Origin of the sequence: Streptomyces sp. NPDC002176, from assembly GCF_044903645.1 — a bacterium.
Lineage (GTDB): Bacteria > Actinomycetota > Actinomycetes > Streptomycetales > Streptomycetaceae > Streptomyces.
Window position 1 is genome coordinate 311554 of sequence record NZ_JBJDQW010000007.1, and the last position, 14835, is coordinate 326388.

Here is a 14835-nt window from a genome sequence, read left to right on the forward strand (position 1 = left end):
ACCGCGATGTTCCGCCGTACGTTCTGGTTCAGCACGGGCGTCGCCGCCGGTGTGTGGGCCACCACCAAGGTCAACCGCAAGCTGAAGCAGCTGACTCCCGAGAGCCTCGCCGTCTCCGCGGCCAACAAGGCACTGGAGACCGGCCACCGGCTCAAGGACGCGGCGGTCGGCTTCGCGCTCGACGTCCGCGACAACATGGTCCAGCGGGAAGAGGAGCTTCAGGAGGCGCTCGGCATCCACGAGAGCCCCGCCCTGCCGGAGCCCCGGCGGATCACCGCCATCGAGAACAACAGCAGCACAGTGAAGTACATCGAGAACACGACGTACTCGTACAACCGGAATGAGGACCACTGATGGAGTCGGCCGAGATTCGCCGCCGCTGGCTGAGCTTCTTCGAGGAGCGCGGGCACACCGTCGTCCCTTCGGCGTCGCTCATCGCGGACGACCCGACTCTGCTCCTCGTCCCGGCCGGCATGGTGCCCTTCAAGCCCTACTTCCTGGGTGAGGTCAAGCCCCCCTTCGCGCGCGCCACCAGCGTGCAGAAGTGCGTGCGCACCCCCGACATCGAAGAGGTCGGCAAGACCACCCGCCACGGCACCTTCTTCCAGATGTGCGGCAACTTCTCCTTCGGCGACTACTTCAAGGAAGGCGCCATCAAGTTCGCCTGGGAGCTGCTCACCAGCCCCCAGGACAAGGGCGGTTACGGCCTCGACCCCGAGCGCCTGTGGATCACCGTCTACAAGGACGACGACGAGGCCGAGCGCATCTGGCACGACGTCGTGGGCGTGCCCAAGGAGCGCATCCAGCGCCTGGGCATGAAGGACAACTACTGGTCCATGGGCGTCCCCGGCCCCTGCGGCCCCTGCTCCGAGATCAACTACGACCGCGGCCCCGAGTTCGGCGTCGAGGGCGGCCCCGCCGTCAACGACGAGCGGTACGTCGAGATCTGGAACCTCGTCTTCATGCAGTACGAGCGGGGCGAGGGCATCGGCAAGGACGACTTCGAGATCCTCGGGGACCTGCCGAGCCAGAACATCGACACGGGCCTCGGCCTGGAGCGCCTCGCCATGATTCTGCAGGGCGTGCGGAACATGTACGAGATCGACACCTCCATGGCCGTCATCGAGAAGGCCACCGAGCTGACCGGCGTGGCCTACGGCGACGCCCAGGCGTCCGACGTCTCGCTGCGCGTGGTCACCGACCACATGCGCACCGCCGTCATGCTGATCGGCGACGGCGTCACCCCCGGCAACGAGGGCCGCGGCTATGTGCTGCGCCGCATCATGCGCCGCGCCATCCGCAACATGCGCCTGCTGGGCGCCACCGGTCCGGTCGTCAAGGACCTGATCGACGTCGTGATCGCCATGATGGGCCAGCAGTACCCCGAGCTGATCACCGACCGCGAGCGCATCGAGAAGGTCGCCGTCGCCGAGGAGAACGCCTTCCTCAAGACGCTCAAGGCCGGCACCAACATCCTCGACACCGCCGTCACCGAGACCCGGCAGTCCGGCGGCAGCGTCCTCTCCGGCGACAAGGCGTTCCTGCTCCACGACACCTGGGGCTTCCCGATCGACCTCACCCTGGAGATGGCCGCCGAGCAGGGCCTCGCCGTGGACGAGGCCGGTTTCCGCCGCCTGATGAAGGAGCAGCGGGAGCGCGCCAAGGCCGACGCCCGCGCCAAGAAGACCGGCCACGCCGACCTCGGCGCCTACCGGGAGATCGCGGACGCCTCCGGCGCCACCGACTTCGTCGGCTACAGCGACACCCAGAGCGAGACCACCATCGTCGGCATCCTCGTCGACGGTGTCTCCTCCCCGGCCGCCACCGAGGGCGACGAGGTCGAGATCGTCCTCGACCGCACCCCGTTCTACGCCGAGGGCGGCGGCCAGATCGGTGACACCGGCCGCATCAAGGTCGACACCGGCGCCGTCATCGAGATCCGCGACACCCAGAAGCCGGTGCCGGGCGTCTACGTCCACAAGGGCGTCGTCCATGTCGGCGAGGTCACGGTCGGTGCCAAGGCCCAGGCGTCCATCGACGCCCGCCGCCGCAAGGCCATCGCTCGCGCCCACTCGGCCACCCACCTCACCCACCAGGCGCTGCGCGACGCCCTCGGCCCGACGGCCGCCCAGGCCGGTTCGGAGAACCAGCCCGGCCGCTTCCGCTTCGACTTCGGCTCCCCGTCCGCCGTTCCCACGGCCGTGATGACCGACGTCGAGCAGAAGATCAACGAGGTGCTCTCCCACGACCTGGACGTGCACGCCGAGGTCATGGGCATCGACGAGGCCAAGAAGCAGGGCGCCATCGCCGAGTTCGGCGAGAAGTACGGCGAGCGGGTCCGCGTCGTCACCATCGGCGACTTCTCCAAGGAGCTGTGCGGCGGCACGCACGTCCACAACACCGCCCAGCTGGGCCTGGTGAAGCTGCTCGGCGAGTCCTCCATCGGCTCCGGCGTACGCCGGATCGAGGCGCTGGTCGGCATGGACGCCTACAACTTCCTCGCCCGGGAGCACACGGTCGTCAACCAGCTCAGCGAGCTGATCAAGGGACGCTCGGAGGAGCTGCCGGAGAAGGTCTCCGCGATGCTCGGCAAGCTGAAGGACGCCGAGAAGGAGATCGAGAAGTTCCGCGCGGAGAAGGTGCTCCAGGCCGCCGCCGGTCTCGCCGAGTCCGCCAAGGACGTGCGCGGCGTGGCCCTGGTCACCGGTCAGGTCCCGGACGGCACCGCCCCGGACGACCTGCGCAAGCTGGTCCTGGACGTGCGCGGGCGCATCCAGGGCGGCCGGGCCGCCGTGGTCGCCCTGTTCACGGTGAACAACGGCAAGCCGCTCACCGTCATCGCCACCAACGAGGCGGCCCGCGAGCGCGGTCTGAAGGCCGGTGAGCTGGTCCGTACCGCCGCCAAGACCCTCGGCGGCGGCGGTGGCGGCAAGCCGGACGTCGCCCAGGGCGGCGGCCAGAACCCGGCCGCCGTCGGCGAGGCCGCCGACGCCGTCGAGCGCCTCGTCGCCGACACCGCGAAGTAGGCCGGACACCATGCGCAGAGGACGCCGACTCGCCATCGACGTCGGGGACGCCCGGATCGGGGTCGCCTCGTGCGACCCCGACGGTATCCTCGCCACCCCGGTGGAGACGGTTCCCGGACGTGACATCCCGGCCGCGCACCGCCGACTGCGGCAGCTGGTCGAGGAGTACGAGCCGATCGAGGTCGTCGTCGGCCTCCCTCGCTCCCTCAAGGGGGGCGAGGGCCCGGCGGCGGTCAAGGTGCGCGCGTTCACCCAGGAGCTGGCACGGGGCATCAAGCCGGTGCCGGTCAGGCTGGTGGACGAGCGGATGACCACGGTGACGGCCAGCCAGGGACTGCGCGCCTCGGGCGTGAAGTCCAAGAAGGGGCGCTCCGTCATCGACCAGGCGGCGGCGGTCGTCATCCTGCAGCAGGCCCTGGAATCCGAACGGGTGTCAGGTGCACCACCCGGTGAGGGCGTCGAAGTGGTCATCTGATCGCGGTGCGGTAACGTTCCGCGCGATGCGGCGGTGTTCGAACAGCCGCCGCACAGCAAGAGGCGGAACGGAAGCCGGTCCTGGAGCCGGACGACCTTCGACCTCGCGGCTCTAGGGGATCGATGACTGAGTATGGCCGGGGCCCAGGCACCGAACCGTGGCATCCGGAGGACCCGTTGTACGGGGACGGCGGATGGGGAGCGCAGCAGGCCCACCCGGGCCAGGAGCACCCGTACGGCGGCCAGCCGCAGCATCCGCAGCACCAGCAGTACGACGGCTGGTCCCAGGACCAGCAGGGCTACGGCGGCCAGCAGTACCCGCAGTACGACGGTCACGGCCAGCACTTCGATCCCCAGCAGACCGGGCAGCACCCGCACCCCCAGCAGCACCAGGGCGGCTGGGACGCCACGGGTACGCACGGCCATGTGCCCTACGCGGCCGATCCGGGCGACCCCTACGGGCAGCACCCCGCGGCCTACGGCGCCGAGCAGCCCGACCACTACGTCACCGAGGACGCCTACCCGCCGCCGCAGCCCCCCGGCCACCGGCAGCACCCCGAGCCGGACCACGAGGGCGGCTGGGACCCCCAGACGGCCCCCGACGAGCACCCCCTGCCCGCCGGTGACGACGACGGCGACCCCGAGGCCGACGGCCGCGAGGCGCGCACCGAGCGGCGCGGCAAGGGCCGCAAGCCCGTCAAGAGCAAGAAGGGGCGCACCGGTTGCGCCCTGATGGTGGTCGTCGTGGTCTTCGGCGGCGGCCTCGGCGGTGTCGCGTACTTCGGCTACCAGTTCTACAAAAATCGTTTCGCCCCCGCCCCGGACTACGCGGGCAGCGGCAACGGCGAAGCGGTGACGGTCGAGATTCCGAAGGGCGCGGTCGGCGCCGACATCGGCCGCAAACTGAAGGAGGCCGGCGTCGTCGAGAGCGTCGACGCCTTCGTCTCGGCCCAGCTCGCCAACCCCAAGGGCAAGTCTCTCCAGGACGGCGTCTACGCCCTCCAGAAGCACATGTCCGCCGCCAGCGCGGTGGAACTGATGCTCAGCCCCAAGAGCCGCAACAACCTGATCATCGCCGAGGGCTCCCGCAACGCGGCCGTCTACGCGCTGATCGACAAGCGGCTGAAGCTGGCGAACGGCACCACCCAGAAGGTGGCCGCGAAGGAGTACAAGTCCCTCGGCCTGCCCTCCTGGGCGCTCAACCACCCCGGCCTCAAGGACCCGCTGGAGGGCTTCCTCTTCCCGTCCAGCTACCCGGTCGGCAAGGACCAGAAGCCCAAGGACGTCCTGAAGGCGATGGTCGGCCGGGCCAACGAAAAGTACACAGCCCTGGGCCTGGACAAGAAGGCGTCCGACGTCGGGCTCGAATCGCCCTGGCAGCTCCTGACCGCCGCGAGCCTGGTCCAGGCGGAGGGCAAGACGCACGACGACTTCCGCAAGATGGCCGAGGTCATCTACAACCGCCTCAAGCCGGACAACACCGAGACGAACCGCCTCCTCCAGTTCGACTCGACGTACAACTACCTCAAGGGCGCCAGCAACATCCACATCTCCGAGAAGGAGATCAACGGCGACCGGAACCCGTACAACACGTACACCAACAAGGGTCTGCCGCCCGGCCCGATCGGGAACCCGGGCGACGAGGCGCTCAACGCAGCGCTGTCCCCGACGCAGGAGGGCTGGATGTACTTCGTGGCGACGGACGGCATGAACAAAACCGAGTTCGCCAAGACCTACGCGGAGTTCGAGGCGCTCAAGGACAAGTTCAATGCCAACTAGGGCCGCCGTGCTCGGCAAGCCCATCGCGCACTCGCTCTCCCCGGTGCTGCACCGGGCCGCCTACGCCGAACTCGGCCTGCACGACTGGTCGTACGACCGGTTCGAGGTCGACGAGGCCGGGCTGCCCGGGTTCCTCGAGGGGCTGGGACCCGAGTGGGCGGGGCTGTCGCTGACCATGCCGCTGAAGCGGGCGGTCATGCCGCTGCTGGACGAGGTCGGTGAGACGGCCGCCTCCGTCGACGCGGTCAACACGGTCGTGTTCACCGAGGACGGGCGCAAGGTCGGCGACAACACCGACATCCCCGGCATGGTGGCCGCCCTGCGCGAGCACGGCATCGAGGAGGTGGAGTCCGCCGCGATCCTCGGCGCCGGTGCCACCGCCTCCTCCGCGCTCGCCGCGCTGTCCCGCGTCTGCGCCGGTGAGGTCGTGGTGTACGTCCGCAGCGCCGCCCGCGCCGCCGAGATGCGGGAGTGGGGCGAACGGCTTGACGTGCGGGTCCGTACCGCCGACTGGGCGGACGCGGCCGAGGCCCTGCGGGCGCCCCTGGTGATCGCCACCACGCCCGCCGGGACCGCGGACGCCCTCGCCACCGCCGTACCCGAGCGCCCGGCCACCCTCTTCGACGTGCTGTACGACCCCTGGCCCACCGAGCTGGCCGCCCGCTGGTCCATGTTCGGCGGTGCCGTGGTCGGCGGCCTCGACCTGCTCGTCCACCAGGCCGTGCTCCAGGTGGAGCGGATGACCGGCCGCGCCCCCGCCCCGCTGGAGGCCATGCGGCACGCGGGCGAACGGGCCCTCGCCGCCCGCTGACCGCCCACCGCCCGGGTCCCGGTATCCGGACCGAGGCCCGGATACCGGGTACGGCATGGGAGGATCGGAGGTGGCGGGCCGGGATCGCGCACCCGGCCGGGCCGCCGCCGCGGGCGCCAGGACGCGTGCGCGGGGCAGTGGTGGGCGCGAATACTGAGGAGCACCGTTGAGCAGGCTGCGTTGGCTGACCGCGGGGGAGTCCCACGGTCCCGCACTCGTCGCGACGCTGGAGGGACTTCCCGCCGGCGTGCCGATCACCACGGAGATGGTGGCGGACCATCTCGCGCGGCGGCGGCTCGGCTATGGGCGTGGCGCGCGGATGAAGTTCGAGCGTGACGAGGTCACGTTCCTCGGCGGTGTGCGGCACGGGCTCACGATGGGCTCCCCGGTCGCGGTCATGGTGGGCAACACCGAGTGGCCGAAGTGGGAGCAGGTCATGTCGGCCGACCCGGTGGACGAGGAGGTGCTGGCCGGCCTCGCGCGCAACGCCCCGCTGACCCGCCCGCGCCCCGGCCACGCGGACCTCGCCGGTATGCAGAAGTACGGCTTCGACGAGGCCCGGCCGATCCTGGAGCGGGCCTCCGCGCGGGAGACGGCGGCACGGGTCGCGCTCGGCGCGGTGGCGCGGTCGTACCTGAAGGAGACCACCGGGATCGAGATCGTCAGCCACGTCGTGGAGCTGGCCGCCGCGAAGGCGCCGTACGGCGTGTACCCCACCCCGGCGGACGTCGAGCGGCTCGACGAGGACCCGGTGCGCTGCCTGGACGCGGACGCGTCGAAGGCGATGGTCGCGGAGATCGACCAGGCCCACAAGGACGGCGACACCCTCGGCGGCGTGGTCGAGGTGCTGGCGTACGGCGTCCCGGTCGGCCTCGGCTCGCACGTGCACTGGGACCGCAGGCTGGACGCCCGGCTCGCGGCCGCCCTCATGGGCATCCAGGCCATCAAGGGCGTCGAGGTCGGCGACGGCTTCGAGCTGGCCCGCGTGCCCGGCTCGAAGGCGCACGACGAGATCCTCACCACCCCCGAGGGCATCAAGCGCGCCACCGGCCGCTCCGGCGGCACCGAGGGCGGCCTGACCACCGGTGAGCTGCTGCGGGTGCGCGCGGCCATGAAGCCGATCGCCACCGTGCCGCGCGCGCTGGCCACGGTCGACGTCGCCACCGGCGAGGCCGCGCAGGCCCACCACCAGCGCTCCGACGTGTGCGCCGTCCCGGCCGCGGGCATCGTGGCCGAGGCGATGGTGGCCCTGGTCCTCGCGGACGCGGTCGCGGAGAAGTTCGGCGGCGACAGCGTCGCCGAGACCCGCCGCAACGTCCGCTCCTACCTCGAGAACCTGGCGATCGGATGAGCGCCGTGCCCGTGGTGGTCCTGGTGGGGCCGATGGGCGTGGGCAAGTCCACCGTGGGGCGGCTGCTGGCCGACCGGCTGGGCGCCGCGTTCCGGGACACCGACGACGACATCGTGGCCGCCGAGGGCCGCGCGATCGCCGAGATCTTCGTGGACGACGGCGAGGACGCGTTCCGCGCGCTGGAGAAGCGCGCGGTGGCCGAGGCGGTCGCCGGGCACGCGGGTGTGCTCGCGCTGGGCGGCGGCGCCGTCCTGGACGCGGACACCCGGGCGCTGCTGACGGCGCACCGGGTGGTCTACCTCTCGATGGACGTCGAGGAGGCCGTGCGCCGCACCGGGCTGAACGCCGCCCGGCCGCTGCTCGCGGTCAACCCGCGCCAGCAGTGGCGCACGCTGATGGAGGCCCGCCGCCATCTGTACGAGGAGGTCGCCACCGTCGTCGTGACGACCGACGGCCGCGGTCCCGAGGACGTCGCCCGAGCCGTCCTGGACGCACTGGAGTTGAAGGAAGCATGAGCGAGGCAGTCACCCGCATCCAGATCGCCGGGACGGCGGGCACCGACCCGTACGAGGTCCTGGTGGGCCGCCAGTTGCTGGGCGAGCTGGGCGCGCTGATCGGCCCGAAGGCCAAGCGGGTCGCCGTCATCCACCCCGAGGCGCTCGCCGAGACAGGTGACGCGCTCCGCGCCGACCTGGCCGAGCAGGGGTACGAGGCGGTCGCCATCCAGGTGCCGAACGCCGAGGAGGCGAAGACCGCCGAGGTCGCCGCCTACTGCTGGAAGGCGCTCGGCCAGTCCGGCTTCACCCGCACCGATGTGGTCGTGGGTGTCGGCGGCGGCGCCAGCACCGACCTCGCCGGGTTCGTCGCCGCCACCTGGCTGCGCGGGGTGCGCTGGATCGCCGTCCCGACCACCGTGCTGGCCATGGTGGACGCGGCGGTCGGCGGCAAGACCGGCATCAACACCGCCGAGGGCAAGAACCTCGTGGGCGCCTTCCACCCCCCGGCCGGGGTCCTGTGCGACCTGGCCGCGCTGGACTCCCTGCCGGTGCACGACTACGTCTCCGGGCTCGCGGAGGTCATCAAGGCCGGTTTCATCGCCGACCCGGTGATCCTCGACAGAATCGAGTCCGACCCCGAGGCCGCCCGCACCCCGGCAGGACCGCACACCGCCGAGCTGATCGAGCGCTCGATCCGGGTCAAGGCGGACGTTGTCTCCTCCGACCTCAAGGAGTCCGGCCGCCGGGAGATCCTCAACTACGGCCACACCCTCGGCCACGCCATCGAGAAGAACGAGCGGTACAAGTGGCGGCACGGCGCGGCCGTCGCCGTCGGCATGCACTTCGCCGCCGAACTCGGCCGCCTGGCGGGCCGGTTGGACGACGCCACGGCCGACCGGCACCGCGCGATCCTAGAATCCGTCGGCCTGCCCCTGCACTACCGCTACGACCAGTGGCCCAAGCTGGTGGAGGCGATGAAGGTCGACAAGAAGTCCCGCGGCGACATGCTGCGCTTCATCGTCCTGGACGGCCTCGCCCGGCCCACTGTGCTGGAGGGCCCCGACCCGGCCGTCCTCCTCGCCGCCTACGGCGAGGTCGGCCAGTAGGTCCCGTACCGCCCGGTGTGCCCGATTCCCCACCCGGAGCGGGCACTTCGCACCGCCCCCGGCCGTTTCACCAATCGACGGCCGGGGGCGGTACCGTTCGGTAGGGTGCGGGCTCCGTACCCGCCTTCCGGCGCCGAGTGTGTGTACGAGATGGAGTGGCAACGGATGCAGCACGCAGTGGGATCTCCGCTGCCGCCGCCCCACCAGCCGGGGCACGGGCCGCACGCCAACTGGGCCGCGGGGTCGCCACAGGGTCCGAGCGTCCCGCCACCGGGGTTCTCCGGCGCGGTCCCCGTACCACCGGCGCCGCCCACCCCGCCCGCGCAGGCTCCGGCCCCGCAGCACCCCCTGGTCCCGCCGTCCGCGCCCGATGTCTCCGGGCATGTGTCGCTGCCGCCCGGCGGTCCCGTCGGTGTCCCCGCGGCGACCGCCCCCGACCCGTCGGCCACCACGCTCGCCGTGCTGCTGATCGGCCCGGCGGGCGCGGGCAAGACCAGCGTGGCCAAGTACTGGGCCGACCACCGCCGGGCCGCCACCGCCCACATCAGCCTGGACGACGTCCGCGAGTGGGTCCGCTCCGGCTTCGCCGACCCGCAGACCGGGTGGAACGACCACTCCGAGGCCCAGTACCGCCTGGCCCGCCGCACCTGCGGCTTCGCCGCCCGCAACTTCCTGGCCAACGGGATCTCCTGCATCCTCGACGACGCCGTCTTCCCGGACCGCCCGGTCGTGGGGCTCGGCGGCTGGAAGCGCCATGTCGGCCCCGGTCTGCTCCCGGTGGTCCTGTTGCCGGGCCTGGACATCGTCCTGGAGCGCAACGCCGAGCGGTCCGGAAACCGCCGCCTCACCGACGAGGAGGTGGCCCGTATCCACGGCCGCATGGCCGGCTGGTACGGCTCCGGGCTGCCCATCATCGACAACTCCCAGCTGGACGTCCCCGGCACCGCACGGGTGCTGGACGAGGTGCTGGCCCGCGCGATCGCCAGCCCGCCGAGCTGGTAGGGACACCGGCCGCACCCCACTCGGCCCCCGCCAACCGGCAGAAACCGGGCATAACTTCTACGCTCGTCTCATGTCAGAGGTGTACGCGACCCGTCGATCCCGGCTGAGGGAACGCTGCAACGCGGCCGGTACCGCGGCAGCGCTCATCTCCCGCCCCGCCAATGTGCGCTACCTGGCGGGAGCCGCGCCCCAGGGCGCCGTCCTGCTGCTCGGCAGGCATCAGGACCAGCTGGTGTGCCCCGTCCCGCCGGAGGACCGGCCGGTGGACGGGCGCCCGGACGAGTCCCTGGTCCTGCATGTGCTGTCCAGCCCCGGCCGCGATCCGGCCGTGGCGGCCGCCGACCTCGCCGGGAGCCAGGGCAGCGACGCCCTCGCGGTGGAGGAGCACCACCTCACCGTGGCCCGCTACCGCGCCCTCGACGCGGTCGCGCCCGGACTGCGTCTCGCCGGGCTGGGGACGGCCGTGGAGCAGCTGAGGCTGGTCAAGGACGAGGAGGAGATCTCCTGTCTGCGCATCGGTGCCGAGATCGCCGACCAGGCCCTCGGCGAGCTGCTGGAGTCCATCCTGGTCGGCCGGACCGAGCGGCATCTCGCGCTGGAGCTGGAGCGCCGCCTGGTCGACCACGGCGCCGAGGGCCCCGCCTTCCCGACCTCGGTCGCCACCGGCCCCAACTCCGGCCGCTGCGGCCACCGTCCCACCGACCGCCGGGTGGAGGAGGGCGACTTCCTCTCCGTCTGCCTCGGTGCCGCCTACCGCGGCTACCGCTGTGAGATCGGCCGGACCTTCGTCATCGGCACCTCGCCCGCCGACTGGCAGATCGAGCTGTACGACCTGGTCTTCGCCGCCCAACGGGCCGGTCGCGAGGCCCTCGTGCCCGGCGCCGCCTGCCGTGACGTGGACCGCGCCGCGCGCCAGGTGCTGGACTCCGCCGGATACGGTGCCGCCCTCCAGCCGGTCACCGGACACGGTGTCGGACTCGAAATAGACGAGGACCCGCAGCTCGCCCCCGCGGCCATGGGTAAACTTGACGCTTGCGTGCCGGTCACCGTCGAGCCGGGGGTCCACCTTCCGGGCCGGGGCGGAGTCCGGATCGATGACACGCTCGTCGTCCGCCCCGAGGCGGACGGCGGACCCGAGCTACTCACCATCACGACCAAGGAACTGCTCGCCCTGTAGCCAGGCGCGAGCGCCGGGGTCGTACGTCAGTCCAGGAGATTCCGCAACCGTGGCTTCCACGAACGACCTCAAGAACGGCATGGTGCTCAAGCTCGACGGGGGCCAGCTGTGGTCCGTCGTCGAGTTCCAGCACGTCAAGCCCGGTAAGGGCCCGGCCTTCGTGCGCACCAAGCTCAAGAACGTCCTCTCCGGCAAGGTGGTCGACAAGACCTTCAACGCCGGTGTCAAGGTCGAGACGGCCACTGTCGACAAGCGCGACATGCAGTTCTCGTACAAGGACGGCGAGTACTTCGTCTTCATGGACATGGAGACGTACGACCAGCTGCACATCGACCCGAAGGCCGTCGGCGACGCCGCGAACTTCCTGATCGAGGGCTTCACCGCCGTCGTCGCCCAGCACGAGGGCGAGGTGCTCTTCGTGGAGCTGCCGGCCGCCGTCGAGCTGGTCATCCAGGAGACCGAGCCGGGCGTCCAGGGCGACCGTTCCACCGGTGGCACCAAGCCCGCCACGCTGGAGACCGGCCACCAGATCCAGGTCCCGCTCTTCATCACGACCGGCGAGAAGATCAAGGTCGACACTCGCACGAGCGACTACCTCGGCCGGGTGAACAGCTAACCGTGGCCGCCCGCAATACGGCCCGCAAGCGCGCCTTCCAGATCCTCTTCGAGGGTGACCAGCGCGGCACCGACGTCATCACGGTCCTCGCCGACTGGGTCCGGCTCTCCCGGAGCGACACCCGGCAGCCGCCCGTCAGCGAGTACACGATGCAGCTCGTCGAGGGGTACGCCGAGCGCGCCCGCCGTATCGACGACCTGATCGCCCAGTACGCGGTGGGGTGGACGCTCGACCGGATGCCGGTCGTCGACCGCAACCTGCTGCGCCTCGGCGCGTACGAGCTGATCTGGGAGGACGAGACCCCGGACGCGGTCGTCCTCGACGAGATGGTGCAGCTCGCCAAGGAGTTCTCGACGGACGAGTCGCCCGCCTTCGTGAATGGCCTCCTGGGCCGCTTCAAGGAGCTCAAGCCCAGCCTGCGCCGGGACGAGGCGTAACCGGTACGACAAGACGCCCAAGGGCCCGCAGCACGCCTGCTGCGGGCCCTTGGGCGTCCTGTGAGGCACACAGAAGCCGCCGGGGTGGCAGGGAGAGTTCCCCCTGCCACCCCGGCGGCACGTTTCTGCTGCTGAGCCCGACGGCTAGTTGTCCTCGTGGGCCACCGCGCGGCGCGCGTCCGCGTCCAGGACGCCCCAGCTGATCAGCTGCTCGGTGAGGACCGAGGGGGACTGGTCGTAGATGACGGCGAGGGTGCGCAGGTCGTCCTGGCGGATCGACAGCACCTTGCCGTTGTAGTCACCGCGCTGGGACTGGATCGTCGCCGCGTACCGCTGGAGGGGGCCCGCCTTCTCGGCCGGCACCGTGGAGAGCCGCTCCAGGTCCAGGACGAGCTTCGGCGGCGGCTCGGCGGCCCCGCCCGGCGTGGTGCCCGGCAGCAGCTCCTGCACCGGAACGCCGTAGAAATCGGCCAGCTCGGCCAGGCGCTGCACGGTCACGGCACGGTCGCCGCGCTCGTAGGAACCGACCACCACGGCCTTCCAGCGCCCCTGGGACTTCTCCTCGACGCCGTGGAGGGAAAGGCCCTGCTGGGTGCGGATGGCCCGGAGCTTGGCCCCGAGCTGTTTGGCGTATTCGCTGGACATATAGCTCCCCGGACACTGTGTAGACGCGGTCGGCAGGTGTTCCCACCGCGCGGCTGGTAACTCACTGTGAGGTTACGCAGCGTGATTCTCCTGCGTCAAGCCGAATGGTCCACACCGACTCTTCCGTGGTAGTGGCCGCCGGTTGCGCCAAGCGGGTGAACGGGCCCTCCTGGCGACCTGCTAGGGTGGTTGGCGCAAATCCGACGTCCTTTAAAGTCCGTCCCGTGAGGCGGAGAAGGAGGTCCGTTTCGTATGGACTCGCACGCCAATCCCCTGACGTCCGATGCCCGGCCCGTGCTCGAGGGCCCCGACATCGCCCGCGTCCTGACCCGCATCGCCCACGAGATCGTCGAACGCGCCAAGGGCGCCGACGACGTGGTGCTCCTCGGCATCCCCACGCGAGGCGTCTTCCTCGCCCAGCGGCTCGCCGTCAAGCTGGAGCAGGTCACCGACCGCAAGATCCCGGTCGGCTCGCTCGACATCACCATGTACCGCGACGACCTGCGCATGCACCCCCCGCGCGCCCTCGCCCGCACCGAGATCCCCGGTGACGGCGTGGACGGCCGCCTGGTGGTGCTCGTGGACGACGTGCTCTTCTCCGGCCGCACCATCCGGGCCGCCCTCGACGCCCTGAACGACATCGGGCGCCCCCGCGCGGTCCAGCTCGCCGTCCTCGTCGACCGCGGACACCGGGAACTGCCGATCCGCGCCGACTACGTCGGCAAGAACCTCCCCACGTCGCTGCGGGAGACGGTCAAGGTCCAGCTCGCCGAGGAGGACGGTCGCGACACCGTGCTGCTCGGTGCCAAGGCTGCCGACCAGTAGCGCTTCCGGGCGTCCGGCCGCTTCGGCGTGCCCCGACGCACCCCGGTCCGCCCGAAACCTCCCGTATTAACTGCCTTACGGAGCCTGACAGATGCAGCGTCATCTCATCTCGGCCGCCGACCTCACCCGCGACGACGCCGTCCTGATCCTCGACACCGCCGAGGAGATGGCCAGGGTCGCGGACCGGCCGATCAAGAAACTGCCGACCCTGCGCGGCCGCACGGTCTGCAACCTCTTCTTCGAGGACTCGACCCGCACCCGGATCTCCTTCGAGGCCGCCGAGAAGCGCCTCTCCGCCGACGTCATCAACTTCGCGGCCAAGGGCTCCAGCGTCTCCAAGGGCGAGTCCCTGAAGGACACCGCCCAGACCCTGGAGGCGATGGGCGTGGACGCCGTCGTCATCCGGCACAGCGCCTCCGGCGCCCCCTACCGCCTCGCCAACTCCGGCTGGATCGACGCCCCGGTCATCAACGCGGGCGACGGCACCCACCAGCACCCCACCCAGGCCCTGCTGGACGCCTTCACCATGCGCCGCCGCCTGATCGGCCCCGACGCCGGGCTCGGCCAGGACCTCGCGGGCAAGCGCGTCACCCTCGTCGGCGACGTCCTGCACAGCCGGGTCGCCCGCTCCAATGTGGACCTGCTGCACACCCTCGGCGCCGACGTCACCCTGGTCGCCCCGCCCACCCTGCTCCCCGTGGGCGTGGAGACCTGGCCCTGCGAGGTCTCCTACGACCTCGACTCGACGCTGCCCAAGTCCGACGCGGTGATGATGCTCCGCGTCCAGCGCGAGCGGATGAACGCCGCGTTCTTCCCCACCGAGCGCGAGTACTCCCGCCGCTACGGCCTCGACGGGGACCGCATGGCCCGGCTGCCGGAGCACGCCATCGTCATGCACCCCGGCCCGATGGTCCGGGGCATGGAGATCACCGCCGAGGTCGCCGACTCCGACCGCTGCACGGTCGTGGAGCAGGTCGCCAACGGCGTCTCCATCCGCATGGCCGTCCTCTACCTGCTGCTCGGCGGCAACGAGCCCGCCACCACCCAGCCCGCCACCGCCCACCTTCGTACCGAGGAGAAGTAAGACCC

The 14835-nt window shown here is 71.3% G+C and carries 15 protein-coding genes; 14 read left to right on the forward strand and 1 reads right to left on the reverse strand.

The genetic code is table 11. The annotated features are described in order from the left end of the window. The first annotated feature begins 6 nt into the window (after positions 1-6). From ACI2LY_RS29485 to nusB, 12 genes are all read left to right on the forward strand, one after another. Positions 7-354 carry a hypothetical protein gene (locus tag ACI2LY_RS29485; RefSeq protein WP_404709775.1) on the forward strand — a complete coding sequence of 116 codons (348 nt, stop codon included), beginning with the start codon at positions 7-9 and terminating at the stop codon, positions 352-354. Next, the gene (gene alaS, locus ACI2LY_RS29490) at positions 354-3026 is read left to right on the forward strand and encodes an alanine--tRNA ligase (protein WP_404709776.1); all 2673 of its coding nucleotides are present in this window, start codon (positions 354-356) and stop codon (positions 3024-3026) included. Before ACI2LY_RS29485 ends, alaS begins: the two co-directional genes overlap by 1 nt. A gap of 10 nt (positions 3027-3036) precedes the next feature. Beyond that, positions 3037-3501: a Holliday junction resolvase RuvX gene (gene ruvX / locus ACI2LY_RS29495; RefSeq protein WP_404709777.1), complete on the forward strand. Its 465-nt coding sequence runs from the start codon at positions 3037-3039 to the stop codon at positions 3499-3501. Positions 3502-3623: 122 nt separating this feature from the next. Further along, on the forward strand, positions 3624-5279 hold the full coding sequence (gene mltG / locus ACI2LY_RS29500; RefSeq protein ID WP_404709778.1) for an endolytic transglycosylase MltG: 1656 nt from the start codon (positions 3624-3626) through the stop codon (positions 5277-5279). Further along, positions 5269-6090, forward strand: a complete 822-nt coding sequence (locus ACI2LY_RS29505; RefSeq protein ID WP_404709779.1) for a shikimate dehydrogenase — start codon at positions 5269-5271, stop codon at positions 6088-6090. The genes mltG and ACI2LY_RS29505 overlap by 11 nt, the downstream gene beginning before the upstream one ends. A gap of 166 nt (positions 6091-6256) precedes the next feature. Continuing rightward, complete coding sequence (gene aroC / locus ACI2LY_RS29510) at positions 6257-7441, forward strand: chorismate synthase (RefSeq protein ID WP_401633359.1); 1185 nt, start codon at positions 6257-6259, stop codon at positions 7439-7441. Further along, positions 7438-7956 (forward strand): shikimate kinase, encoded by a 519-nt coding sequence (locus ACI2LY_RS29515; RefSeq protein WP_404709780.1) that lies wholly within the window; start codon positions 7438-7440, stop codon positions 7954-7956. The genes aroC and ACI2LY_RS29515 overlap by 4 nt, the downstream gene beginning before the upstream one ends. After that, positions 7953-9044 carry a 3-dehydroquinate synthase gene (gene aroB, locus ACI2LY_RS29520; RefSeq protein ID WP_404709781.1) on the forward strand — a complete coding sequence of 364 codons (1092 nt, stop codon included), beginning with the start codon at positions 7953-7955 and terminating at the stop codon, positions 9042-9044. Before ACI2LY_RS29515 ends, aroB begins: the two co-directional genes overlap by 4 nt. Before the next feature lie 165 nt (positions 9045-9209). Further along, positions 9210-10046 carry a Pro-rich N-terminal domain-containing protein gene (locus tag ACI2LY_RS29525; RefSeq protein ID WP_404709782.1) on the forward strand — a complete coding sequence of 279 codons (837 nt, stop codon included), beginning with the start codon at positions 9210-9212 and terminating at the stop codon, positions 10044-10046. Between the two features lie 70 nt (positions 10047-10116). After that, positions 10117-11223, forward strand: coding sequence for an aminopeptidase P family protein (locus ACI2LY_RS29530; RefSeq protein ID WP_404709783.1), 1107 nt, complete (start codon positions 10117-10119; stop codon positions 11221-11223). A 49-nt stretch (positions 11224-11272) separates the two neighbouring features. After that, the gene (gene efp / locus ACI2LY_RS29535) at positions 11273-11839 is read left to right on the forward strand and encodes an elongation factor P (RefSeq protein WP_389004632.1); all 567 of its coding nucleotides are present in this window, start codon (positions 11273-11275) and stop codon (positions 11837-11839) included. Between the two features lie 2 nt (positions 11840-11841). Further along, positions 11842-12276 (forward strand): transcription antitermination factor NusB, encoded by a 435-nt coding sequence (gene nusB / locus ACI2LY_RS29540; RefSeq protein ID WP_389004631.1) that lies wholly within the window; start codon positions 11842-11844, stop codon positions 12274-12276. Between the two features lie 144 nt (positions 12277-12420). Here nusB and bldD read toward each other — a convergent pair whose 3' ends face one another. Further along, positions 12421-12921, reverse strand: a complete 501-nt coding sequence (bldD, locus tag ACI2LY_RS29545; RefSeq protein WP_393915427.1) for a transcriptional regulator BldD — start codon at positions 12919-12921, stop codon at positions 12421-12423. A 252-nt stretch (positions 12922-13173) separates the two neighbouring features. On the opposite strand from bldD, the gene pyrR reads away from it, so the two are divergent. Both pyrR and ACI2LY_RS29555 read left to right on the forward strand, forming a co-directional pair. Further along, positions 13174-13746, forward strand: coding sequence for a bifunctional pyr operon transcriptional regulator/uracil phosphoribosyltransferase PyrR (gene pyrR, locus ACI2LY_RS29550; RefSeq protein WP_389004629.1), 573 nt, complete (start codon positions 13174-13176; stop codon positions 13744-13746). A 91-nt stretch (positions 13747-13837) separates the two neighbouring features. Beyond that, positions 13838-14830 (forward strand): aspartate carbamoyltransferase catalytic subunit, encoded by a 993-nt coding sequence (locus tag ACI2LY_RS29555; RefSeq protein WP_389004628.1) that lies wholly within the window; start codon positions 13838-13840, stop codon positions 14828-14830. The last annotated feature ends 5 nt before the right edge of the window (positions 14831-14835 follow it).